The sequence below is a fragment of the Agarivorans sp. Z349TD_8 genome, from assembly GCF_050870825.2.
GTDB lineage: Bacteria > Pseudomonadota > Gammaproteobacteria > Enterobacterales > Celerinatantimonadaceae > Agarivorans.
Map to the genome: position 1 here is coordinate 2,779,612 of NZ_CP194037.2, position 24,329 is coordinate 2,803,940.

Consider the following 24,329-nt stretch of genomic DNA (forward strand, 5'->3'; position numbering starts at 1 on the left):
GGAAAAAATAATAAACCATTTACAAACGCATTAACATTGTTTTGCTAGTGGTCGTTCCAATAGCTGTTACAATTGCCCTATGAAAAATACCAATCCCGCGTCTAAGCCACGCCGTTTCAAACGAAAGGTTGACTCAAAATCAACAAAAACCTTAAACGGGCCGCGCCGTTTAGTGCTATTTAACAAACCCTTTGATGTATTAAGCCAATTTACCGATGGGCAAGGCCGACCCACTTTAAAAGACTATATTGACATCCCCGATATTTACGCTGCGGGTCGCTTAGATAGAGACAGTGAAGGCTTATTGCTACTCACCAACGATGGCAAACTGCAGCACCAGTTGGCAGATCCCAAAAATAAAACCAATAAAACCTATTGGGTACAGGTAGAAGGCTCCCCCTCTGAGAAGGACTTAGATAGACTAAGGAAAGGTATCCATCTAAAAGATGGGGCCTGTCGACCGGCCAAGGTCAAGCTCATTAACGAGCCAGATTTATGGCCACGTAATCCACCGGTAAGAAAACGCTTAACGATTCCGACGACATGGTTAAGCATGACGATTCAAGAAGGCCGTAATCGGCAGGTTCGGAGAATGACCGCAGCAATCGGTTTTCCAACTTTACGCTTGATTCGCTATCAAATTGGTCGCTATACCTTGGCAGGAATAAATAACGGCGAATACCAGCAGCTAATTGATGAGCAAATAGCTTAGCTAGACTGGCGAAATGCTGTTTTCATCACAGAATTTCTGGTAGAATTTGCCGCAAATTTTTCCCAAAGATTTAACATGAATTCAAACAACACTAAAAAAGTGATTGTCGGTATGTCCGGCGGTGTCGACTCTTCCGTTTCAGCCTACTTGCTGCTTGAACAAGGCTACCAAGTTGAAGGCTTGTTTATGAAAAATTGGGAAGAAGACGACAACAGTGAGTATTGCGCGGCGGCAGAAGATTTAGCCGACGCTCAAGCAGTCTGCGACAGATTAGGCATTAAACTTCACACGATTAATTTTGCCGCGGAATATTGGGACAATGTATTTGAACATTTTCTCGAAGAGTACAAGGCTGGCCGAACCCCCAACCCTGATATCATGTGTAACAAGGAAATTAAGTTTAAAGCCTTTCTGGAATTTGCCGCCGAAGAATTGGCCGCCGATTACATCGCCACCGGCCATTATGTACAGCGACGCTTTCAAGATGGACATTGGCAAATGTTAAGAGGCTTAGACAGCAATAAAGATCAAAGCTATTTTTTGTATACCCTAGAAGAAAAGCACATTGCCCAAACACTATTTCCGGTTGGTGAGATAGAAAAACCTGAAGTACGACGCATTGCCGAACAACAAGGTTTAATCACAGCCAGCAAAAAAGATTCAACCGGGATCTGCTTTATCGGTGAACGTAAATTTACTGATTTTCTATCGCAATACTTGCCCGCTCAACCGGGAGACATTGAAACCTGTGAAGGTAAAGTCATTGGCACCCATCAGGGCTTGATGTATCACACCTTAGGCCAACGAAAAGGCTTAGGCATTGGTGGCACTAAAGATGGTGATGAGAATCCTTGGTACACCGTTGATAAAGACATTGAACGTAATGTCTTGATCGTTGGACAAGGTCATGACCACCCACGCCTTAAATCCAAAGCCTTAATTGCCGGGCAAATACACTGGGTCGATCGTCTGCCTCTCACCGAAGAGCTTCGCTGCAGCGTTAAAATTCGCTATCGACAAATAGATGTGCCCTGCACCCTCAAACCGATCAGTGACGATGAAATAGAAGTGTGGTTTGATGAACCGCAAATTGCTGTGACGCCCGGACAATCGGCGGTCTTCTATCTCGATGAGGTCTGTTTAGGCGGAGCGATTATTGAACATAAAATTGGCCTATAACAACCATGAGTAGTCAACTATCTAACCGAGTGATTGCCTTTGCTGGAATTTGCCAAGCCGCCAAGTTAGTTCAAGATGTGGCGCGCACCAGTAGCTGCGAAGAAGCCGACTTAAGTACCAGTTTAAAAAGCATTTTGGTGACCGATCCTCAACAAACAATTGAAGTCTTCGGCGACCTAAGCCAAATTAAGCTGGGCTTAAGCGTGATGAATGCCCAATTGAATAGCTCACAACAACAACGTAACTCTGAGATCACTCGCTATCTCGTGAGTATGCTCGCTCTAGAACGACGTCTGCAAAAGCGTCCTGACCTAATGCATATGATGGGAGAGCGGATCAGTCAACTTGATCGCCAACTACAACATTTTAGCTTGCTTGAGCAACAGGTATTGGGCGGCATTGCTGATATTTATAGCGATATTATTAGCCCCTTAGGTCCGCGGATCCAAGTCGCAGGGAACGTTAGTTACCTGCAACAGCCAGTTGTACAACACAAAGTTCGCGCTTTATTACTGGCAGGCATTCGCGCTTGTGTATTATGGCGTCAACTGGGCGGTCAACGTCGCCAACTTATATTTTCACGAAAAAAATATTTACAGCAAACCACACAACTTTTAAACACCATTGATTAGTTAATTTAGGAGATCACCATGGAACTGTCTACCTTGACAGCCATTTCCCCGATAGATGGACGCTACGGGGACAAAACTCTTGAACTGCGCAGTATTTTCAGCGAATTTGGCTTAGTAAAATACCGAGTACGAGTAGAAATTCGCTGGCTACAAAAGCTAGCGGCGCAGCAGAATATTGCTGAAGTACCTGCTTTTTCTCAACAAGCTATCGCGTTTTTAGAGCAAATAAACGACAATTTTAGTGAAGCTGATGCTGCTCGCGTAAAAGAAATCGAACGCACCACTAATCATGATGTGAAAGCCGTTGAGTACTTTTTAAAAGAAAAAGTGGCAGCGAATACGGAGCTAAATGCGGTTTCTGAATTCATTCACTTTGCTTGTACTTCAGAAGACATTAATAACTTATCTCACGCGCTGATGCTCAGTGAAGCGCGCCGCGAGGTCCTCGTCCCCTATTTACAACAGCTAATTGATGCCATTACTTCCCTAGCCAAGGAACTACGCGATACGCCTTTACTATCACGCACTCACGGCCAACCCGCGTCGCCTTCCACCATGGGTAAAGAAATGGCTAACGTGGTAGCGCGTTTACGTCGCCAGTTAAAGCAGATCGAAGCTGTCGAGATTTTGGGGAAAATCAACGGCGCGGTGGGTAACTACAACGCGCACGTATCGGCCTACCCAGAAGTCGACTGGCATCAATTTTCGGAAGAGTTTGTCACCAGTTTGGGGATCCAGTGGAACCCCTACACCACTCAAATTGAACCTCATGATTACATCGCCGAACTTTATGATGCAATTGCCCGTTTCAACACCATCTTGTTAGATTTCGACCGCGATATCTGGGGTTACATTTGTCTTGGCCATTTCAAGCAAAAAACCATTGCCGGTGAAATTGGCTCGTCTACCATGCCACACAAAGTGAATCCGATAGATTTTGAAAACTCAGAAGGTAACCTAGGCATTGCGAACGCTTTATTTGGTCATTTAGCGGCCAAACTACCAGTTTCACGCTGGCAGCGTGACCTCACCGACTCAACGGTTTTACGTAACCTTGGAGTAGCAATGGCTTACTCGTTAATTGCTTACCAAGCGACCCTTAAAGGCGTGAGTAAGTTGCAAATTAACGAAGCTAACCTACTCAGTGATCTAGACCATAACTGGGAAGTATTAGCCGAACCAGTACAAACGGTAATGCGTCGCTACGGCATTGAAAAACCTTACGAGAAGCTCAAAGAATTGACCCGCGGTAAGCGAGTTGACGCAGAAGCGATGCGCGTGTTCATCGATGGTTTAGAGATGCCAGAAGCCGCTAAAGATGAATTGAAAAAGCTCACCCCTGCCAACTACATTGGCGAAGCAGTAAAATTAGTCGACCAATTATAAGTCGCACAACCAGCGTTGGCGAAAAACAACAATAAGGTTCAGTTTTTCGCCAGCTCTCATACAGATACAAAAAAGCAGCCTAGGCTGCTTTTTTTCACTTAGCTATTGGACTTAAACATTTAAACCTTGGCTGTTTAAGTACTCTTCATAAGTACCGTGGAAGTCAACAATCCCCTCGGGTTTCATTTCAATCACGCGAGTCGCAAGGCTTGAGACAAACTCTCGGTCATGACTTACAAAAATCAACGTCCCCGGATAATTTTCCAAGGCCAAGTTTAATGACTCAATGGATTCCATATCCAAGTGGTTAGTCGGCTCGTCCATCACCAAGATATTTGGTTTTTGTAAAATCATTTTACCAAATAACATTCGGCCTTGTTCCCCACCGGAAATCACCTTCACCGATTTATGAATATCATTTTGCGAAAATAATAAGCGTCCTAAAGTACCACGGATCACTTGCTCATCATCCCCTTCTTTACCCCATTGCCACATCCAATCAAGTAAAGTTTTATCGTTTTCAAAATCAGCAGAATGATCCTGAGCATAATAACCAAGCTGGGCATTTTCAGACCACTTTATATCACCGTCAAAGTCAGTATCACCCACTAAACACTTAAGCAAAGTCGTTTTACCAATACCATTCTGGCCAATAACGGCTATGCGTTCACCAACCTCAACCATCAGGTTTAAATCTTTAAACAAATTTTGCTCGTAAGATTTCTCTAAACCTTCAACCTGTAAAGCCAAGCGATGCAACTTTTTCTCTTCTTCAAAGCGAATATATGGGTTTTGACGGCTAGATGGTTTCACTTCAGCTAACTGAATTTTATCTATTTGCTTAGCACGAGAAGTCGCTTGCTTAGATTTGGACGCATTGGCAGAGAAACGGCTCACAAACGTTTTAAGCTCGGCAATTTGTGCTTTCTTCTTGGCATTATCAGATAACATTTGATCGCGAGCCTGAGTGGCTGCAGTCATGTATTCATCGTACGAGCCTGGGAAAGTCCGTAATTCACCGTAATCTAAATCGGCCATATGAGTACAGACACTATTCAAAAAGTGGCGGTCGTGCGAGATGATAATCATGGTACAGTTACGCTCGTTGAGCACACCTTCCAACCAACGAATCGTATTAATATCCAAGTTGTTGGTTGGTTCGTCGAGTAGCATGATATCCGGGTCGCCAAATAGAACTTGAGCCAGCAATACCCGCAATTTCCATCCGGGAGCTACCTCACTCATTGGCCCGTAGTGCTGTTCGATTGGGATACCAACACCGAGCAACAATTCTCCAGCGCGAGCCTCTGCGGTATAACCGTCCATTTCAGCAAATTCGGCTTCTAATTCGGCGGCTCGTATACCATCTTCTTCAGTCATATCAGGATTGGCATAAATCGCATCACGCTCCGATTTCACCGACCATAGCTCTTCATAGCCCATAATCACAGTGTCGATCACTGCGCATTCTTCATAGGCAAACTGATCTTGTTTCAGTTTTCCGATCCGCTCATTGGGATCTTTAGAGACATTTCCCGAACTCGGCTCTAAATCTCCCCCCAAGATCTTCATAAAGGTAGATTTACCGCAGCCATTGGCGCCGATAAGACCGTAGCGATTGCCTTCGCCAAATTTAACTGAAACATTTTCAAACAAAGGCTTAGCGCCAAATTGCATGGTGACATTAGAAGAAGTAAGCAATGTAAAAAATTCCGCTTAGTTAGGTTACGCCGAGCCAATTACACTGCGTAACAAGAGTGCTAAAAGTTTGGTCGCGTATTATGCCACAATTTGTTCAAACACTGCACATATAACGACACGGCTCACAAAAACTTCCGTTGTGAGCGGGATAATTGCTGTTGTTTTAAGCGAACAAATGACTAAAACTCGGCTTTATATGACGGCTTAAGCAATTTCCATTATGCTAAGTTATTACTCGAACATTTAGGACAACCACCATGTCTGCAACTATCGACTCATCTCAACTTGCCACGATTCAACAATATGACAGCGAGCGCCGTTATCAATATTTACTGAAACAAGTGAAAAACCATAATCAACTGTGGATCTTAATCGACCAAGATGGTTGTGTGATGCTGAACTCAGATGAGGAAGACTGCGTTCCGGTATGGCCGAACAAAGAATTTGCCGAGGCCTGGGCCACAGGCGAATGGGAGCATTGTACTGCCGAGGCCATTTCTTTAAATAAATGGCGAAGCCGCTGGACCGAAGGCCTCAGCAGCGACGAATTGTATATCGCGATATTTCCCAACGATCTCGAAGAAGGCCTTATCCTATCGCCCGATGAGTTTGACCAGGCCTTACACAATGCCCGCTAATTGTTAGCTGCAGCCCTTGAATCAATTCACGGCCAGCCTTGTGTGTGTTTCTTGATTAATTCACAAAACATCGCTACATGCTCAGGGCTATCATTTAAAGCTGGAATATATTGATACTGCTTGCCACCAGCATCGAGAAACTCATCTCGCAACTCGCAGGATACTTCTTCAATGGTTTCTAAACAGTCAGCGGCAAACGCTGGAGAAATCACATCCACCGAGGTTACGCCCTGCGCTGCCAATTGACGCAGTAACTGGTCTGTATAGGGTTGGATCCAAGGATCTTTACCAAAACGCGATTGGTAACATAAACGCCACTGGTGCTGTTTTAAACCGAGCGCAGCGGCAACCTTAGCCGCAGTGTCTTCACATTGTTTAGGATATGGGTCACCATTACGCGCGTATCGTTCTGGGATCCCGTGAAATGAAAATAACAATACCTCCGCTCTCTCGCTAACCTCCCAATGCTGCAGAATAGAGTTTGCTAACGCTTGAATATAGGCAGGTTCAGCATAATAGTCTTTAACGGTTCGAAGTTCCGGCAGATTATAGCTATTGGCCAAGGCACGATGATAGGCATCATTGACAGACGCGGTAGTGGATACTGAATATTGTGGATACATCGGTAATAACAATACCTTTTGGTGACCAGATGCGACAACATCGTGTACCACTTGTTCAATGTAAGGTTCGCTATAACTCATTGCCAAGTACACCTCATACTCTGCATTCAGTTTAGCCGCTACTTTTTGTTGAATTTGCTCACTAATAACCTGTAAAGGTGAACCATTTTTCAGCCAGATTTGTTGGTATAACTTAGCGACTCGTCGTGAGCGAAGCGGTAAAATAACGCCATAAAGTAAGGGTAACCATAATAATTTGGGTAAGTTAACGACTCGTTTATCGGCTAAAAAGCGCGCCAGAAATTTTCGCACTGCTCGCGCTGTTGGCTGCTCTGGAGTCCCCAAATTCACCAAAATAACCGCACATTTTAATTCTTTATCTACTTGCGCCATTAAGCTATTCCTCTAGTCATCAGCACTCAGTGTATGGTATTTATGACCATAAAAAAAAGCGGCAAAAGCCGCTTTCTCATCAAGTGTTCGAAATTCAATCAAGTAATTCGACTAATTGCTTGCTAATCGCTTCAACCGACTGGGTGCCGTCTAATTTGAAGTACTTACTGTTACCTTGTTCAGCTTCTTTCCCATAGTAGCTAACCAAAGGTTTAGTTTGCTGATGGTAAATCGCTAAGCGGTCACGAACGATACTTTCTTCGTCATCGGGACGGATCACTAAATCTTCACCGCTGACATCATCTTTACCTTCCACTTTCGGTGGATTATAAACAATATGATACACCCGTCCGCTACCTGGATGAACGCGACGACCACTCATGCGTTTTACGATTTCTTCGTCTGCCACATCAAACTCAAGTACTGCATCAATACTAATCGCTGCTTCTTTCATTGCATCAGCTTGCGGAATGGTGCGAGGAAAACCATCCAAAAGAAAACCTTTTTTGCAGTCGTCTTCCAAAATACGTTCTTTTACTAGGCCGATAATCAGCTCATCAGAGACCAGTTGTCCAGCGTCCATGACTTCTTTGGCTTTAATGCCTAAGGGGGTGCCTGCTTTTACCGCTGCCCGCAGCATGTCACCAGTAGAAATTTGGGGGATGCCGTAACGCTCCATAATAAACTGTGCTTGGGTACCTTTGCCCGCACCAGGTGCGCCTAAAAGAATGATACGCATAATCTGCTATTCCTTGGTCTAGTTTTATCGTGCTTATTTTTAAGAAAAGTGAATTTACACTGCTGAGACAAATACTACAAGTGACTCTCGACTAAAGTTCAGTTTGACGAAGCCTCAAGTAATAGCTTTGTTTATCATGGTACATATTTTGGTCAGCCAATCGATATAATCCGCTAAATTGGACCTCTTCAGTTGTTGCATAACCAACCGAAAAGCTCACCAATGGCTCTCCTCCAAAACTATCTAAGTCAATAAATACCCGGTTATTTTGCTGAGAACGCAAGCGTTTCAATAAAACTTCAGCCATCGTCAATTGAACTCCAGACAGCACCACCGCAAATTCATCGCCACCGATACGAAAATAATTATCGGTGATACCATCACAACATTCGCGCAACACCCTAGCCACCGAGATAATCAGCTGATCGCCTTTTTCATGCCCTTTTTCGTCGTTCATTTTTTTTAAGCCATTCACGTCGATCACAAACAAACCCACCTCGGCATCAAGTTGAGTTTCAAGGGTGAATTGCAATTCATCGAAGGCTTTACGATTGCTAATTCCAGTAAGTGAATCAGTTCGCGCAATCGTATCTAATTCCTCATGTAAACTGCGATTTTCTAAGAAACTACTTAATTCCGTAATAACCAGTAAGAGTCGGTTATAAACTTGTTCACTTAAGCTCGAGTGATTCACTAATAACCACCCCTCTTTTTTAGAGCCACAGCTAATTGCGAATAAATTCACCCATTGCTGTTCAAACTCGATGACGGTTCGCTCCACATTTGGCTTTAAGGCTTCAGATGCTTGCAGCTTTATATCTTCAAAACTCGCCACAGAAACAGATAAACTATCCGTCACTTGGCTATGTTTACCAGATGCTGGGAGGTGTAGTACTATTTCGATATCAGGAAAGCAAGCAGCTAAGGCCAGCAAAGCATCATGCACAATTTGTTTGTTACCCGAGCTGGCTTCTAAAGACCGACGAAATTGAACCAATTGTTGAAAAAAGAAGTGACTTTGGGCCAAATCTGCCATCGATAACTCTAGGTCACGAGTGCGCTCCTCCACTTTAAATTCTAATTGACTATTTAAAGTTTGGACTTCTTCCAAATAGCCCGCACGAAGTTGGTCAATTCTTGCGAGTTCCTTATTTTTATGATTCACCGTTCTGAGCTGTTCACCAATGGTTCGTTTCATTTCAACCAACAGATGTGAGACATCAGCAAACTCCCGAATGCTAAATTTACTACAATTAAACCAATAAGCCTCTTTATCCGTTTCAAAGTCTTTAATAAGCGTGTAAAGCTGACCGAAAGACTTCGCTACAAAGTGAGCAAACAACACCACAATAACCAAAATAATCGCAATCACAATGGTGCTATTCGCGACCCCAGGAGCTATAAAATTTTGTACTCGTGAACTCAAACTTTGTAAACTTTCACCGACCCTAATTTTAAGCCAAACTGCGTTTTGATAACCGCCCCCCGTTAGCACTAAAGCGGCAACATGAAATAACTCGTCCTGTTCAACGGCCACCGAATCATCATCCAAGAGTTCTTGACGGAAGAATATAGCTAAATTTTCATGCGGTTCTAAGCGCTTCTTCGCTGTTTCGATGAATCGATACATGGGGACTACGGCAATCAAGTAGCCTTTTATGCCTATATTTTTTCCGGTATGAATAGGAATCATATGGACGATGCTATGTTGCTTACCGCTACGTTTAACCAAAGCATACTCATCAGCCAAATTCAGCGTCGCCTTCCGTTGACTTGGCCGCTTCTCATGAGCAGGTGGATGAGGCAAGTAATCGAACAGATTATCAGCAGCGGACAGCGTAAGACCATTACCAGCATAGGAAACAACAATTTGACCGTCATTTTTCACCAAATACAAGGATTCAATCAAGGGCGCATCAAGCACAAAATGTTCTAAAAATGAACTTAACTCTTTAGCTGATATGTTGTTATCTAAGCTCTTTAAAATGCGGGGTTGTTCAGACAATAGCCAAAGCTCATTGGTGAGAATTTGGTGACTATGAGATAATTCTGCAGTAATTTGTTTCAGTGAGGCAGCTAAACGACTGTCAACAGATTTATAGGCGAAGTTGTACATTTGCTGGTAAAGCGTAAATGCCAGCACAGCTACCGGTATGATGGCAACTAAGATGAGTAAAATAAAAGTTATAGACCGAAGTCTTATGGTCATTCTTCATGTCCGATTTTACGAGCGTACTGCCGACGAAGCAGGCAACTAATCCAGCACCTAATCAGTCTCAACAAGACAACAACATTTATCAGCTCTACAGTATCACTAGATGGTAGCGAAGTTATCCGTATTTTAGTATCTCAATGACTCGCTCTAAAGCAAATGGTCATTCACACTAACAGATTATAATGGGTTACCGACCATTCCCGATTAACCCTGGTTTGTGTTTCTTGAACACAGATAAATTTTTCACGGTGTGCCATCAACAAAGTTAAATGAATATCAAATACGTTCAAAACCATAATCACGATCAATGCTTGGCGACCATTGCATAGACCAGCAAGCCCATTGGCAACCTACAAAGAGAGATGATAACAGGCGATACTCATCCTAGCTCTTTGTTATTACAGTGAGTGAACTCACTTTGAACAAGCGAATATTTATATGTTCTTAAAACCTTAAAAACAAAAACGCTCGCCATTTAGCGAGCGTTTTTATCCTGCTATCAACTAGCTCAACAGTTGGTTCACACGTTTAATGAACTCTGATGGATTATCTAAACTACCACGTTCGGCTAAAGTTGCTTGATCCAACAACAAGTTCACCCACTCGACAAACTTCTGTTCATCTTGTTCATCAGCAACACGTTTCACTAAGCTGTGCTGAGGGTTTAATTCAAAAATGTATTTTTGCTCGGGTACATCTTGCCCAACAGCTTGCATCAGTTTTTGCATTTGAGTGCTCATATCGTCGTCGTCAACCACAATACAAGAAGGTGTATCGGTTAAACGGTAAGTCAAACGAACATCTTTCACCTTGTCGCCAAGGTTTTCTTTCACTCGAGTCACGAAGCTGGCGTATTCAGTCTCATCTTGCTCTTTCTGCTTCTTGGTTTCTTCATCATCGAGGTCACCAAGATCAAGGTCGCCTTTTGTCACAGAGACCAGCGCTTTACCCTCAGCTTCAGATAAATGACTAATCAACCACTCATCCACACGATCATGCATCAATAAGACTTCAATACCTTTACGTTTAAAGATTTCGAGGTGCGGACTATTCGCTGCTGCGGCGTAACTATCGGCAGTGACGTAATAGATCTTATCTTGCCCTTCCTTCATTCGCTCAATGTATTGAGCAAAGGAAACATCTTGCGTTGCGCTATCAGCGTGGGTAGAAGCAAAGCGTAATAACTTAGCAATTTGTTCTTTATTAGCAAAGTCTTCCGCTGGACCTTCTTTCAATACTTGACCAAATTCCGCCCAGAAACTTTGGTATTTCTCGGCATCGTTTTTCGCCATACGCTCAAGCATGGTGAGTACGCGTTTAGTACATGCGCTACGTAAGTTAGCCGTTGTCTTAGTATCCTGAAGAATTTCACGCGAAACGTTCAATGGTAAATCGTTAGAATCAAGAACCCCCTTCACAAAGCGCAGGTAACTCGGCATAAATTCATCGGCATCATCCATAATGAAGACCCGTTGAACATATAGTTTCAAACCGTGTTGACGCTCGCGATTCCACATATCGAACGGTGCTTTGCTTGGAATATACAGCAAGCTGGTGTAATCCTGCTTTCCTTCAACTTTATTATGAGCCCAGCTAAGTGGGTCGCTAAAGTCATGAGAGATGTGCTTGTAAAACTCGTTGTACTCTTCTGCTGAAATATCGTTTTTAGAACGGGTCCAAAGTGCAGTTGCTTTGTTAATTGCTTCCCACACACCAGGAACCGCCGCGATTTTCTCGCCATCAGGTCCATCACTTTCTGGTTGCTCGTCCTTCCACATTTGTACTGGAATAGAAATATGGTCCGAGTATTTGGTAATAATAGAGCGAACTTTCCAACTATCTAGAAACTCTTGTTCGTCTTCACGTAGATGCAAAATAATGTCGGTACCACGGTTTTGTTTGGTGATATTAGCAACGGTGTAATCACCTTCTCCGCCGCTTTCCCAGCGCACGCCGCTGTCTATATCAGCACCTGCAGCACGGGTTTCAACGGTCACTTTATCTGCCACAATGAAAGCAGAATAAAAACCAACACCAAACTGACCAATTAGTTGAGAATCTTTAGCGCTATCGCCACTCAACTGACCGAAGAACTCTTTAGTGCCTGATTTAGCAATAGTACCAAGATGTTCTATCACTTCATCTCGAGTCATACCGATACCATTATCTGACAAAGTAATTGTCTTGGCATCTTGATCAAAGCTAACACGAACGCATAGCTCGCCGTCATTTTCGTAAAGTGCGTTATTTTCTAGTGCTTTGAAGCGCAGTTTATCTGCGGCATCGGCGGCGTTAGACACTAATTCGCGGAGAAAAATCTCTTTGTTTGAATAGAGGGAGTGGATCATCAATTGAAGTAATTGTTTTACTTCAGTTTGAAAGCCATGAGTTTCTGCATGTGCTGCATCAGTCATCGTTATATTTCCTTGCTTTAAAACATACTACGTCAGTTGATAGACGATATGGGGATGACAAAAATTATTTCAAGCAATCACAGCAAAAAAGTCCGAAGCAAACGGTTTATCCCCGCTATTTGATAACGCCAATCACAAAGTAAAGATAAATAAGTGAATTTGTAGCGGCTATACTTCAACATCGCATGAAAGAGGCAGAAACACCGCACCGCAGTCACCAACCACTAGGGTGCGGGTTAAACCAGCACAATGAGCGAGCAAAGGTGCTGGCTACAAGTTTTATCAATCAGCTTTTGGTAAGAGAAAGTTTCTACCGACAGTCGCGTGACTCAATTGAGTTTCATCTTTCAGAGCAACCCCAGAGTAACCCCGTTGATTGGCTTGGCTAATCAAATATTCCAAGCGATGTGAGGCATCTTTGACCGACATCCCTGCATCGCGAATATTCGACAGACAGTTGCGTTTCGATTCTTCAATGCCACGATAGGCTTGATAGGTGAAATAAATTCCCAAACTGTCTGGAGAACTTAAACCGGGTCGCTCGCCCACCAATATCGCCACCATTTTTGCACCCAATGACTGAGCAACATCATCACCTACCCCGACTCGCCCCTGCTCAACCAGCGCGATAGGAGCAACAGACAGACCTAAACCGGTAATTTTAGGGAGTAACTCAGTTAACATCTTCTGAACATTTTCGATAATAGCTTTTGAAGACAAACCCTCCGTAACCACCAATACAATATCGTAGCCATGTTGATGGTTAACTAAGTGCTGACGTGATGTTTCATCAAGCAAACGACCTAAATCAGGGCGTTGTAAATAACAAGATCGGGAATCTGCTTGCGATTTTAAGTGAAACACACCGAGCTCAAAGTGCTCAAGTTGATTTGCTAAGGCCCGATAGTCCAAGGGCATTAATACCGCATCGCGTGCGGCAGCATGAGCCAACTGAAACTGCAAATGCGCTTGGGTTGGCAAACTGGTTCCAGCACGCCCTAGCGCAATCCTTGCATCGGTATAACTTTTCAGCGATTGCCAAGGATTTTGGTTTACTAGCGGATCACCATCCGCGGTTACCGCATACCCGAGGCCCGCCATCGGCTGCATATTGTGGTCACTCATGCGCCTAACTCCTTGCTAATTGAGTTAAAAGACTTCGGCAATTGTTGTTTCACACTCAAGCGCCCATTGCGATCCATAATCCCTTGCTGTTGCAACCACGCTTCAAATTCTGGCGCGGGCTTTTTACCCGAAATCTGCCGAGCAAAAAGCGCATCATGAAAAGAGGTAGTTTGATAATTCAACATAATATCGTCAGATCCCGGGATCCCCATAATAAAGTTCACTCCGGCACTCACCAACTGTACCAACAGCATATCCATATCATCTTGATCGGCATCGGCGTGATTGGTATAACAAATATCACAGCCCATCGGCAAACCCATCAGCTTGCCACAAAAATGGTCTTCTAAGCCGGCCCGAATAATTTGTTTCCCGTTATAAAGATATTCCGGTCCAATAAAACCAACCACCGTATTCACCAGTAACGGCTGATAACGACGCGCGACGGCATAAGCCCTCACCTCACAAGTTTGTTGGTCGACCCCGTGATGACCATTTGAGCTTAATGCACTGCCCTGACCGGTCTCAAAATACATCACATTTTGGCCTTTCACGCCACGCTTCAACGACAAGGCCGCACTATAGGCTTCATCTAATAAAGCTAAATTAATGCCAAAGCCCTGATTTGCTTGCTCGGTACCCGCTATCGATTGAAATACTAAATCAACAGGAGCCCCGCGAGAAATAGCCTCTAAATGCGTGGTTACGTGGGTTAAAACACAACTTTGAGTCGGAATTTGGTAGTGCTCAATAACATCATCCAACATCTTCATCAGTGTCATCACTGCCTGCAAATTATCAGTTGCAGGGTTAATCCCAATCACCGCATCTCCATTGGCATACAGCAATCCATCTAAAATACTGGCCGCGACACCAGCTGGGTCGTCAGTCGGATGATTTGGCTGAAGCCGAGTCGACATTCTGCCTTTAAGCCCTAAAGTATTGCGAAAAGCGGTCACTACCTCACACTTACTCGCCACTAAGATAAGATCTTGAATGCGCATTAACTTACTCACCGCAGCCAGCATCTCTGGCGTAAAACCGGGAGCCAGAGCCTGCAGTTCAAGCGATGTGACCGTTTCACTCAATAAATAATTACGGAGATCTCCCACCGTCATATGCGCGATACTGATAAATGCTTGCGCATCATGACCATCGATGATTAACCGAGTCACTTCATCTTGCTCGTAGGGGATGAGTGCTTCATTTAAGAAGTGTTTTAGCGGCAGTTCGGCTAAAGCCATCTGCGCAGCCACCCGCTGCTGGTCGGTAACAGCTGCAAGCCCGGCTAACTGATCACCACTGCGTAATGGCGAAGCTTTTGCCATTAGGTCTTTTAGGTCGGCAAAGCAAAAGCGCTCTCCACCAGCGTTCATTACAAATTCAGCCATCATTTGTCCTAAAAAAAACAGCGCCCATCACAGGCGCTTGATTAGACATCTTAATCGTTAAACGGTCGCGATTAAGCGGGGTCTGCGCTCAAAGCCGAAGATTTTCGACCAAAGGCGATAAACAAAGCATATGAACCCAGCATGATAGCAAAGAAAATAGCGGCAATGCTTAAGTTATAAACAGTCATAGCTATTAACGCTACCACCGCGATGACTAAGGCAATATAGGCTGGCACGACCCCACCTTTCACCCGATAAGGGCGTTCCAATTCTGGCTCTTGCTTACGCAGTTGAATAAACGACACCATCGACAAGGCATACAGCACAATTGCGCCAAAACAAGCCATGGTAATAATTTCGCCAGTTTTACCCGTGAGCAGAGCTAAAATTCCGACCAAGCTATTCGCAACGAGCGCGACTACCGGCGTTTTCAGTTTTGGATGAATATATTTAAAGGCTTTTGGAAAATAACCCACTCGACCAAATTCAAAAGTAGCCCGTCCACCAGCTAATAAAATCCCGTGGAACGAAGCCACTAGACCAAAAATACCGATGCCAACTAACAGATGAACAAAAGGAGAACCGTCACCCAATACCGACGACAATACCAATACTAGCGGTGTATCTTGAGCCTCAGTGCTTCCAGCTGAATAAACCGCGGTTTCCCAACCACTCACCCCAACTGAAGAGATAAAAACTAACAAACATAGTGCAACTAAAGTGGCAAGCGCGGCACCAAAACCGATGGCAATGTTACGCTGTGGATTTACCGTTTCTTCGGCGACATTCGCAACACCTTCAATGGCTAAAAAGAACCAAATTGCAAAGGGTATCGCAGCCAATATGCCCGAAGCGCCATTAGGTAAAGCATTCAAGCTCAAATTAGATAACTCTACATGAGGTAATGTTAAACCGCAGAATAATAGGAGTTCGCCAACCGCAATCACGGTAATCACCAATTCAAAGGTTGCCGCAAACCGCACCCCAATAATATTCACGAGGGTAAATATCATATAAGTAATGATTGCAATGGTGAGGGTATGGTCGCCGGGAATAAAGTGATTAAGATAGGCGGCAATCGCAAAAGCAATCGCTGGTGGTGCAAATACAAACTCAATATTTTGCGCCATACCTGCTAAAAATCCCCAACGTTTGCCTAAGGCGCGATCAGCGTAATCAAATGCGCCACCCGCCTTGGGAATGGCACAAGCCATTTCGGTATAACAAAAAGTAAAACACACATACATGGTAATAATAAACAAGGTGGCAATGCCAAGGCCCAGAGTACCGCCTTCGGCGAGACCTAAATTCCACCCAAAATACATACCGGAGATAACATATCCGACGCCCAAACCCCAAAGCATGATTGGCCCCAAAGTTTTTTTCAACTGATGCTGACTCATAAAATCCATCCACTAATTTATAATCCTAATAAGCCAACAGCATAAGCTATGCCATTTTAATAAAATCCACTCAACAGGCCTGCTGAAAGGCCTGAGGGAACATGATTGAAATACTGGTTTAGAGTATTTGCACCAAAATAGAGTTGCGCTGTACTAAACTGGCGCAGTCGAATTTGTTTTAATAAAATTAAAATCTAATAATTAACAACAAAGCCAATAGATAATCTAGATTCTAGTTTTTAGCAGTGAACTAAACTAAAGAACAGACATAATTTAGAGTGTTGAATCAAATCGAGGCAAGCCCCAGGGGCACCGATTAACTCCATTCACGAAAATATCGATAAGTTTAAGGATAAGCAGTTGTTTCTTTTAACCCTCGACCAAACACAATTATTGATTGCCATAAGCTTAAGCAAACAGTAGCGTTGAATAGATGATGTAAGCTAAATTAAAGAGCCGCGAGCCTCTAATAAAGTTAAGCCTGTCATTAGGCTGGGATTCAGCTCAAAATTCATCCATAGGAAGTCATACAGAAAATGAAAAACTCTCTTATTATATTCGTCACTGGATGCCTATTATTCGGCTGTGATAACAACGAAGTTGGCGATGTCTCCTTAGGTTTACTCACCACCAAGGACATCAAAATATCGAATATGGATGACGATAAAATTTCTGGTGTAACTTGTCATATTGCATCAATTGAAGCCAATTTAAGCTTGTCTGATCCAAGTGATAGCTCTATCTCCTGTCGTCAGACCGGCGAAATCACCCCCGAGATGATCGCAACCATCGACAAAAGTAAATCAGGTGAGGTTGTGTTTAAACAGTCTAAAAGTATTTTCTTTAAAACGATGAAAGTTAGACGGATCTACGATGCAGAAAATCAAACGCTTCTTTATTTGTCGTACACCACTAAAGAGACCGAGGGAAGTTTCAAGCACAGCCTGTCTACAGTGCCATTATGGGGAACCAAAGCTTATCAAACACCACTAGCTGCAACTCAATAAGCTCTCTAAACAAAAAAAGCCCTCTACATAGAGAGGGCTTATCTAACACCAACAAAACAACGCGTTATTTAGCGGCTAAAATCTTAAGTTCGTTAGCAACAAACTCAACATGTGGTCCAATCACTACCTGTACCGCAGTTTTACTTGGAATAATCACCCCAGGGACATGTTTCTTCAATTCTGAAGCTTGTACCTTAGAACTGTCTTTCACCTCTAAACGAAGTCGAGTCGCGCAGTTGTCAACAAGAACCAAGTTCTCTTGTCCTCCTAACATACGAAGCACTAGACTTGCGGTATCACGATGTGAGCCTCCAACACTAACACTCGCTTCATCTTCTGATGCATCTTCACGTCCGGGAGTATTCAGATCCATCTTCACAATCATCGTTTTGAAGATAAAGTAGTAGATTGCAAAGAACGCCAAACCTTGTACGATCAGCATGTACCAGCCAGTCGCCAAGGGATTACGTGACGATAACACCATATCGACTAAACCAGCACTAAAGCCAAATCCAGCCATCCAATGCATTGATGAAGCAATAAACACCGAAAGGCCAGTTAACAGCGCGTGCACAACATACAGTGCAGGAGCCACAAACATAAAGGCAAACTCTAAAGGTTCGGTGACACCCGTAAAGAATGAGGCCGTAGCAGCAGCGATCATTAATGATGCAACTTTCTGCTTATTCTCGGGTTTCGCCGTGTGGTAAATCGCCAATGCAGCACCGGGCAGACCAAACATCATGATTGGGAAGAAACCAGCCATATAACGACCTGTTTCTCCAGGGATCGCATCTGGCGATACGCTAAGGAATTTCCCAAGATCATTAATGCCTGCCATATCAAACCAGAACACCGCATTCAGAGCATGGTGCAGACCCACGGGGATCAATAGGCGGTTAAAGAAACCATAGATACCCGCACCTACCGAACCCAAACCAGTGATGCTTTCACCAAAGCTCACCAAGCCACCAAAAATTAACGGCCATAGATACATAAGGACGAAGGCTGCCACAATACCTGCGATAGAAGTCAGGATCGGAACTAATCGCTTACCACTAAAGAAAGATAAAGCCTTATGTAACTCCACTTGATAAAAACGATTGTATAACTCGGCAGCAATAATACCGCTAATAATACCGACGAATTGGTTGTTAATTTTGGAAAAAGCTAAAGTACTTGACTCGTTTAAGGTCACGAGCCCAATCTGCTCTACGGCACCTGGCGACAACAAAGTGGTGATGACCATGTACCCCACAAAACCAGCAAGGGCGGCTGCGCCGTCTTTATCGCGTGACATACCATAGGCGACACCAATCGCAAATAATACCGACATATTATCGATAATTGCCGCACCAGATTTAATTAAAAACGCCGCTAATGCGTTGTTTCCACCCCATCCATTGGGGTCAATCCAGTAACCAATACCCATTAATATGGCAGCAGCAGGTAATACTGCAACAGGCACCATCAGCGCCCGACCAATCTTTTGTAAATAGCTAAACATAGCATCCCTCTTCATAGCTGTAATTAAGCAAACTTCGTTAAACTGGCGATTCCGCCAAATCTCCTTTGCGAAGAAAAACAACTTATCATTTGTTTCTATATTCGCCAAGAACTTATTTCGCAGTGTAAATAAATAAAAGTACAGCAACAAACAAAGCGCTTCTAAAACGTGATCTACACCCGCATAATTAGACGGTAATCCAAATTCTCTCACAGTTTTTATAAAACTTATTTTTCAGCGAGAATAAAACTGCTAAGCTAAGTTAAAAATATCGGAGAGAAACAATGAGATTAATACCATTACTAAACAAAGAGCAGGTTGGGCGCTGGTCTGCTCTTTATATCGCAGAGAAAATTAAGTCTTATAATCCTAGCCAAGAGAGGCCCTTTGTTCTGGGTTGTCCAACTGGTGGTACACCGTTATATACTTATCAGCACTTAATCGAGCTGCATCGCCAAAACCAAGTTAGCTTTGAGCACGTGGTGACCTTTAACATGGACGAGTATGTGGGGATCCCTGCCGAACATCCTGAAAGCTACCGTAGCTTTATGCACAATAACTTCTTTGAACACATTGATATTAAGCCAGAAAATATTAATCTGCTGGACGGTAATGCACCCGATCTGCAAATAGAATGTGAACGTTACGAACAAAAGATCAAACACTACGGCAAAATCAATTTGTTTATGGGTGGTGTTGGTGTGGATGGACATATTGCCTTTAACGAACCAGCTTCCTCTCTTGCCTCTCGGACCAGAATTAAAACCCTGACTGAAGATACCCGAATCGCAAACTCTCGTTTCTTCAATCATCTTGATGAAGTGCCTAAACTTGCACTCACCGTTGGGGTCGGTACCTTACTCGATGCGGAAGAAATTTTAATATTGGTGACCGGGCATAATAAGGCGCAAGCCCTGCAGGCTGCTGTAGAAGGTAGCGTTAATCATCTATGGACGATTTCTGCTTTACAATTACATCCTCGATCGATGATTGTCTGCGACCAACCCTCCACCATGGAGCTAAAAGTAAAAACCGTGCGTTACTTCCATGAACTTGAAGCAAATAACATAAAAAATATTTAGGATAAGTCGAATGATGTATGCCCTTACTAATGCCTCAGTTTTTGACGGCAACGAATTGCTAAATAACTACGCGGTTATCATCGATAAAGAGCGTATTGCGGCCGTATGCCCCGAGCAAGACGTTTCACCTCAGATAAACCAAATCAATTTAAATGGAGCCACGCTGTGCCCCGGCTTTATCGATTTGCAACTCAACGGTTGTGGCGGGGTGATGCTAAACGGTGACTTTTCCAACACAAATCTGGAACTGATGCATCGCACCAATTTAAAAAGTGGAACCACTCATTTTCTACCGACTTTAATTACCACCGACGATCAAGAGATGGAACAAGCCATAGCAGTCTCTCGTAGCAATCAACAGAATCATGGTTCAGGTAACTTAGGCCTACATTTAGAAGGCCCCTATTTAAGTAAAATCAAAAAAGGGATCCATAGTGAACAACATATTCGTCAACTTAATCAACAACGCCTGCAGTTTTTATTAGACAATCATGACGCGATTAAAAAGATCACCTTGGCCCCTGAGCATGTAACCGCCCATGATGTTCAAGCATTAACCGAAGCCGGCATACTCGTTTCACTTGGTCATACTAACGCAAGTTACCAGCAAGCCAGCGACGCAATCAAGGCCGGCGCAAGCTTCGCCACACATTTATTTAACGCCATGAGCTCAATCACCGGTCGAGAGCCCGGCGTCGTAGGCGCAGTATTCGACCACCAACTTTATGCAGGTATTATTGTGGATGGCCACCACGTTGCCGCAGCCAACATTCGCCTCGCGAAGCGCCTACTCGAGCATAAGTTATATTTAGTCACGGATGCGACCGCAGCAGCAGGCGCGAACATTAGCCACTTCGATTTTGTTGGCCGAGAGATCCAAGTACAGAATGGCGTTTGTATAGGTGATGATGGTACACTCGGCGGCTCAGCTTTAACGATGATAGAAGCGATAGAAAACTGCGTACAAACGGTTGGCTTATCTCTCACTGAATCTTTAAGAATGGCCTCTCTCTACCCAGCATCAGCACTTTCAATAGATGATATGTTAGGGCGAATTAAACCTGGTTACAGTGCAAACCTAAGCGCCTTTAATAAAGACTTCAAGCTAACTTTAACGGTTAGCGATGGCAAACTGACTCAGTTTTAAGCAATGAATGGTATGAATGACAAACAAATCGTAAATGTAGACCAAGTAAAACGGATCAACATGGCCGCGGTATATCGAATGATCGACCAACAAGGTCCAATCTCCCGAGTCAAAGTTGCCGAACAAAGTCAATTAGCCCCCGCGAGCGTCACCAAAATCACTCGCCAACTTCTCACAACCGGCCTGATTAAAGAAGTGGCACAACAAGCTTCTACCGGGGGGCGCAGAGCTATTTCGCTCATGACCGAGCAAAGTCATTACTACTTTATTTCAGTGCGCTTAGGCCGCGGTGAAATGGATATATCGTTGTTTGATTTAAGTGGCATTCAACATGCGCATAGCAAATTGTATTTAAGTGAAGTGGAGCAAACCCCTCTGGTCGCTCGGTTATTAGGTAATATAGAACAATTTATTGAACAACGGCTTAATCCAAACCAGCAATTAATTGCTATCGCGGTTACGTTGTCGGGCTTGGTCAATCCTGGCGAAGGTATTGTGGTTTACACACCACATTACCAGTTGCGTGAATGTCCACTCGCAAACTTAATTGAGCAGCGCTTTAAACTACCAGCCTACATCGGCAACGATACCCGGGCCATGGCGCTCGCTGAACACTATTTTGGAGCTACCCGCGATTGTCTCGATTCAATCCTGATCAGCGCTCATAGTGGTACCAGCGCAGGCATTATTGTCGATGGAAAGGTTTTTATGAGCCAACATCGTGACGTTGGGGAAATCGGCCATATTCAAATGGATCCCCTTGGTGATAAGTGCCAATGCGGCAACGTTGGTTGTTTAGAAACCATCGTCTCAAATACGGCCATCGTTCAGCGAGTCAAAACCTTAATCGACCAAGGCTGTCCGTCGATCTTAGAAAACAATTTTGGCATAGAAGATATCTGCTTAGCCGCCAATCAAGGCGATATGTTATGCCATCAAGTACTACGAAGAGTGGGTAAAATGCTGGGTAATAGTATTGCTTTGACCATCAACCTGTTTCATCCTGAAAAGATAATATTGGCTGGCGAAATCATGATCGCCAAAGACATTTTACTGTCGACCATTAACCAGTGTATTCAACATCAAGCGCTGAAATCTTTTGCCAAAGACCTGCCGATTGAAATGGCTCATTTTCAAAACAATCCTACGATGGGAGGTTTAGCCTTAATTAAGCGTGCCCTACTCGACGGCAGCCTGCTGATCCGGCTGATAAATGAGAAAGCCCAACTCAGCTGAGCAATAATTTGGTTCACATCAAACTGATATTGCTGACAGCGCGCAACTCAACGCGCTCAGGTCACTATCAAGTAATTCGCCTCACAAAAACACAGTAAACACTTTTAGCCTTAGGTTTTACCACTAATTTCATGTTTTAATATCCGCAACCATCCGCAGAGATTGAAATTAGTGCAAGAAATAAAGCAACGAGTTGTCGTCACCGCCAGTGGGATCCTCATGGGAACGCTGGCCATGTTCATTTCCCTTTTTTTACTCTCGAAAGACATTAGCAAAAGCCAGCAATATTACGCCAACGAATCACTCGGACTGGCTCAGGCGGTGATCTACGAATCACTGCAAACTCTAGAGACGCTCAATAGCTTAGAACACCATGATTGCGGAAAAGACCTGCTGATAAAAATCAGGCAAATAGTTTTCCTCAGTAATTTCATTAAAGATATTGGAGTACTTCAAGAAGATAAATTGCTCTGCACTAGTATTGGGGGGCCCTTAACAGAGCCTATTGTTGTCATTCCACCAGACTTCACCAGTAAACAAGGGCTGGATGTTTGGCTAAATCAAAAACTCATTGCCTTAAATAGGCTCAACTCTGGCTTGATCATGAAGAAGGGCCAATTCAATGTCGTTATTGCCAATACAACTTTTGCTAACCTTGATTATGGTGATAATTACTGGGAAATGGTCAGTGGTTTTAAAGGACAATACCGACATATAAGTGGTACACCAGAGCTATTTCGTCAGGTGGGGAGAGACAACGACAGTGAAGTTACCCTCAGTTACCATTATTTTCATCAATGTAACAGCACTTATCAATTTTGTATCGCGTTAAAGCTTTATAATTCTTCGTTGGTGAAAAACAGACTAACTTTCTTACTATTAAGCTTATTGCTGAGTGTCACTGTTGGCGTCATCAGCAGCATGCTGGCAGTAACACTAATAAAACGCCACCTTAGTGTGAATGCCCGACTCCGTAGGGGGCTTAAGAAAGGCTATTTTTACTATCAAATCCAACCCTTGGTTGATTTGAAAACACAACAAATCATTGGTGGTGAGGTATTAGCCAGATTTACCGATCCCCATGGAAGCCTTACTCCCGAAGAATTTATTCCATTGTTGCCTAAACTACGTATGACTTGGCCTTTTACTCTACACATCATCAAAGGCGCACTAACAGAACTACAAGCAAGCCAGGCGATGCAAGCGTCAACTAAAATCAGTTTTAATATCTTTCCCTTGGATGTTGAAACCAACAGAATTGCAGAATTACGCCAACAACCAGAGCTTGAACAATTTTCAGGCAATATCACCCTTGAAATCACCGAAGACCTGCAACTCGACGGATTAAATGCACGACGTAATATCAATCTGATTATTCAACAAGGTTTCGAAGTAGCTATTGATGACTTTGGCACTGGATACTCTAACCTCAAGCAACTGAAGCATTTTCGCTGCCACTACCTCAAAATAGATAAAAGCTTTGTATGTGAGTTAGCCAATGGAACGGTGCGTTCTAGCCTCATTCCGCATATTGTAGATATTGCGCGTCAATCCAAACTCAAAATCGTGGCTGAAGGGATAGAGAATGAAATCCAAGCCGAAGCTCTACGAGATCTAAAGGTTGAGTACGGCCAAGGACAAATGTTTGGTGAAGCAATGGCGATAAGCGATTTTGTTGCGTTATATCTAGCATCACAGCAACAGACAAAATAATCGAAACCGGAAAACAAAAGGATTGTGCAAGCACAATCCTTTTGATGCGTAGTGATGCTTACTCTAAAATGAGCTCTGCAAACGTG

19 protein-coding genes are annotated in these 24,329 nt (G+C 43.6%); 10 read left to right on the forward strand and 9 right to left on the reverse strand.

Going from position 1 to position 24,329, the window contains the following annotated elements:
- Positions 1-79 precede the first annotated feature (79 nt).
- The 4 genes from ACRRS1_RS12510 to purB all read left to right on the forward strand — a co-directional run bounded on the left by ACRRS1_RS12510 (position 80) and on the right by purB (position 3,909).
- On the forward strand, positions 80-712 hold the full coding sequence (locus ACRRS1_RS12510; RefSeq protein ID WP_432452851.1) for a pseudouridine synthase: 633 nt from the start codon (positions 80-82) through the stop codon (positions 710-712).
- Between the two features lie 75 nt (positions 713-787).
- The gene (gene mnmA, locus ACRRS1_RS12515; protein ID WP_432467692.1) at positions 788-1,891 is read left to right on the forward strand and encodes a tRNA 2-thiouridine(34) synthase MnmA; all 1,104 of its coding nucleotides are present in this window, start codon (positions 788-790) and stop codon (positions 1,889-1,891) included.
- A gap of 5 nt (positions 1,892-1,896) precedes the next feature.
- Positions 1,897-2,523: a high frequency lysogenization protein HflD gene (gene hflD / locus ACRRS1_RS12520; RefSeq protein WP_432452848.1), complete on the forward strand. Its 627-nt coding sequence runs from the start codon at positions 1,897-1,899 to the stop codon at positions 2,521-2,523.
- 18 nt (positions 2,524-2,541) lie between these two features.
- The gene (purB, locus tag ACRRS1_RS12525) at positions 2,542-3,909 is read left to right on the forward strand and encodes an adenylosuccinate lyase (RefSeq protein WP_432452846.1); all 1,368 of its coding nucleotides are present in this window, start codon (positions 2,542-2,544) and stop codon (positions 3,907-3,909) included.
- Positions 3,910-4,020: 111 nt separating this feature from the next.
- On the opposite strand, the gene ACRRS1_RS12530 is transcribed toward purB, so the two are convergent.
- The gene (locus ACRRS1_RS12530) at positions 4,021-5,610 is read right to left on the reverse strand and encodes an ABC-F family ATPase (protein WP_432452844.1); all 1,590 of its coding nucleotides are present in this window, start codon (positions 5,608-5,610) and stop codon (positions 4,021-4,023) included.
- A 257-nt stretch (positions 5,611-5,867) separates the two neighbouring features.
- Between ACRRS1_RS12530 and ACRRS1_RS12535 the strand changes: the two genes are divergently transcribed.
- Complete coding sequence (locus ACRRS1_RS12535; RefSeq protein WP_432452843.1) at positions 5,868-6,248, forward strand: DUF2750 domain-containing protein; 381 nt, start codon at positions 5,868-5,870, stop codon at positions 6,246-6,248.
- Between the two features lie 26 nt (positions 6,249-6,274).
- On the opposite strand, the gene hemH is transcribed toward ACRRS1_RS12535, so the two are convergent.
- From hemH to eat, 7 genes are all read right to left on the reverse strand, one after another.
- Entirely contained in the window at positions 6,275-7,264 is a 990-nt protein-coding gene (gene hemH, locus ACRRS1_RS12540; RefSeq protein ID WP_432467691.1) for a ferrochelatase, read from the reverse strand.
- Positions 7,265-7,358: 94 nt separating this feature from the next.
- Positions 7,359-8,003 carry an adenylate kinase gene (adk, locus tag ACRRS1_RS12545; RefSeq protein WP_432452841.1) on the reverse strand — a complete coding sequence of 215 codons (645 nt, stop codon included), beginning with the start codon at positions 8,001-8,003 and terminating at the stop codon, positions 7,359-7,361.
- 91 nt (positions 8,004-8,094) lie between these two features.
- Positions 8,095-10,212: a GGDEF domain-containing protein gene (locus tag ACRRS1_RS12550; protein WP_432467690.1), complete on the reverse strand. Its 2,118-nt coding sequence runs from the start codon at positions 10,210-10,212 to the stop codon at positions 8,095-8,097.
- Between the two features lie 509 nt (positions 10,213-10,721).
- Positions 10,722-12,632 (reverse strand): molecular chaperone HtpG, encoded by a 1,911-nt coding sequence (gene htpG, locus ACRRS1_RS12555; RefSeq protein ID WP_432452839.1) that lies wholly within the window; start codon positions 12,630-12,632, stop codon positions 10,722-10,724.
- Positions 12,633-12,914: 282 nt separating this feature from the next.
- Positions 12,915-13,757 carry an ethanolamine ammonia-lyase subunit EutC gene (gene eutC, locus ACRRS1_RS12560; RefSeq protein ID WP_432467689.1) on the reverse strand — a complete coding sequence of 281 codons (843 nt, stop codon included), beginning with the start codon at positions 13,755-13,757 and terminating at the stop codon, positions 12,915-12,917.
- A complete protein-coding gene (locus ACRRS1_RS12565; RefSeq protein WP_432463342.1) occupies positions 13,754-15,148 on the reverse strand; it encodes an ethanolamine ammonia-lyase subunit EutB in 1,395 nt (464 codons plus the stop codon). The genes eutC and ACRRS1_RS12565 overlap by 4 nt, the downstream gene beginning before the upstream one ends.
- Positions 15,149-15,219: 71 nt before the next feature.
- Positions 15,220-16,551: an ethanolamine permease gene (eat, locus tag ACRRS1_RS12570; protein WP_432452836.1), complete on the reverse strand. Its 1,332-nt coding sequence runs from the start codon at positions 16,549-16,551 to the stop codon at positions 15,220-15,222.
- Between the two features lie 536 nt (positions 16,552-17,087).
- Here eat and ACRRS1_RS12575 point away from each other — a divergent pair.
- On the forward strand, positions 17,088-17,558 hold the full coding sequence (locus ACRRS1_RS12575; RefSeq protein WP_432452835.1) for a CreA family protein: 471 nt from the start codon (positions 17,088-17,090) through the stop codon (positions 17,556-17,558).
- 64 nt (positions 17,559-17,622) lie between these two features.
- Here the strand turns inward: ACRRS1_RS12575 and nagE are convergent, their stop codons facing one another.
- The gene (nagE, locus tag ACRRS1_RS12580; RefSeq protein WP_432467687.1) at positions 17,623-19,065 is read right to left on the reverse strand and encodes an N-acetylglucosamine-specific PTS transporter subunit IIBC; all 1,443 of its coding nucleotides are present in this window, start codon (positions 19,063-19,065) and stop codon (positions 17,623-17,625) included.
- Positions 19,066-19,349: 284 nt separating this feature from the next.
- Between nagE and nagB the strand changes: the two genes are divergently transcribed.
- From nagB to ACRRS1_RS12600, 4 genes are all read left to right on the forward strand, one after another.
- The gene (nagB, locus tag ACRRS1_RS12585) at positions 19,350-20,147 is read left to right on the forward strand and encodes a glucosamine-6-phosphate deaminase (RefSeq protein ID WP_432452833.1); all 798 of its coding nucleotides are present in this window, start codon (positions 19,350-19,352) and stop codon (positions 20,145-20,147) included.
- Positions 20,148-20,157: 10 nt separating this feature from the next.
- Positions 20,158-21,294, forward strand: coding sequence for an N-acetylglucosamine-6-phosphate deacetylase (gene nagA / locus ACRRS1_RS12590; RefSeq protein ID WP_432463343.1), 1,137 nt, complete (start codon positions 20,158-20,160; stop codon positions 21,292-21,294).
- A 12-nt stretch (positions 21,295-21,306) separates the two neighbouring features.
- A complete protein-coding gene (locus tag ACRRS1_RS12595) occupies positions 21,307-22,530 on the forward strand; it encodes an ROK family protein (protein WP_432452829.1) in 1,224 nt (407 codons plus the stop codon).
- Between the two features lie 171 nt (positions 22,531-22,701).
- Positions 22,702-24,243, forward strand: coding sequence for an EAL domain-containing protein (locus ACRRS1_RS12600; protein WP_432459524.1), 1,542 nt, complete (start codon positions 22,702-22,704; stop codon positions 24,241-24,243).
- Positions 24,244-24,329 lie beyond the last annotated feature (86 nt).

Excerpts from the sequence above, each read along its gene's own strand:
- ACRRS1_RS12510 (WP_432452851.1), top strand. The coding sequence starts at position 80 with ATGAAAAATACCAATCCCGCGTCTAAGCCACGCCGTTTCAAACGAAAG.
- mnmA (WP_432467692.1), top strand. The coding sequence starts at position 788 with ATGAATTCAAACAACACTAAAAAAGTGATTGTCGGTATGTCCGGCGGT.
- hflD (WP_432452848.1), top strand. The coding sequence starts at position 1,897 with ATGAGTAGTCAACTATCTAACCGAGTGATTGCCTTTGCTGGAATTTGC.
- purB (WP_432452846.1), top strand. The coding sequence starts at position 2,542 with ATGGAACTGTCTACCTTGACAGCCATTTCCCCGATAGATGGACGCTAC.
- ACRRS1_RS12535 (WP_432452843.1), top strand. The coding sequence starts at position 5,868 with ATGTCTGCAACTATCGACTCATCTCAACTTGCCACGATTCAACAATAT.
- hemH (WP_432467691.1), bottom strand. The coding sequence starts at position 7,264 with ATGGCGCAAGTAGATAAAGAATTAAAATGTGCGGTTATTTTGGTGAAT.
- adk (WP_432452841.1), bottom strand. The coding sequence starts at position 8,003 with ATGCGTATCATTCTTTTAGGCGCACCTGGTGCGGGCAAAGGTACCCAA.
- ACRRS1_RS12550 (WP_432467690.1), bottom strand. The coding sequence starts at position 10,212 with ATGACCATAAGACTTCGGTCTATAACTTTTATTTTACTCATCTTAGTT.
- htpG (WP_432452839.1), bottom strand. The coding sequence starts at position 12,632 with ATGACTGATGCAGCACATGCAGAAACTCATGGCTTTCAAACTGAAGTA.
- eutC (WP_432467689.1), bottom strand. The coding sequence starts at position 13,757 with ATGAGTGACCACAATATGCAGCCGATGGCGGGCCTCGGGTATGCGGTA.
- ACRRS1_RS12565 (WP_432463342.1), bottom strand. The coding sequence starts at position 15,148 with ATGGCTGAATTTGTAATGAACGCTGGTGGAGAGCGCTTTTGCTTTGCC.
- eat (WP_432452836.1), bottom strand. The coding sequence starts at position 16,551 with ATGAGTCAGCATCAGTTGAAAAAAACTTTGGGGCCAATCATGCTTTGG.
- ACRRS1_RS12575 (WP_432452835.1), top strand. The coding sequence starts at position 17,088 with ATGAAAAACTCTCTTATTATATTCGTCACTGGATGCCTATTATTCGGC.
- nagE (WP_432467687.1), bottom strand. The coding sequence starts at position 19,065 with ATGTTTAGCTATTTACAAAAGATTGGTCGGGCGCTGATGGTGCCTGTT.
- nagB (WP_432452833.1), top strand. The coding sequence starts at position 19,350 with ATGAGATTAATACCATTACTAAACAAAGAGCAGGTTGGGCGCTGGTCT.
- nagA (WP_432463343.1), top strand. The coding sequence starts at position 20,158 with ATGATGTATGCCCTTACTAATGCCTCAGTTTTTGACGGCAACGAATTG.
- ACRRS1_RS12595 (WP_432452829.1), top strand. The coding sequence starts at position 21,307 with ATGAATGACAAACAAATCGTAAATGTAGACCAAGTAAAACGGATCAAC.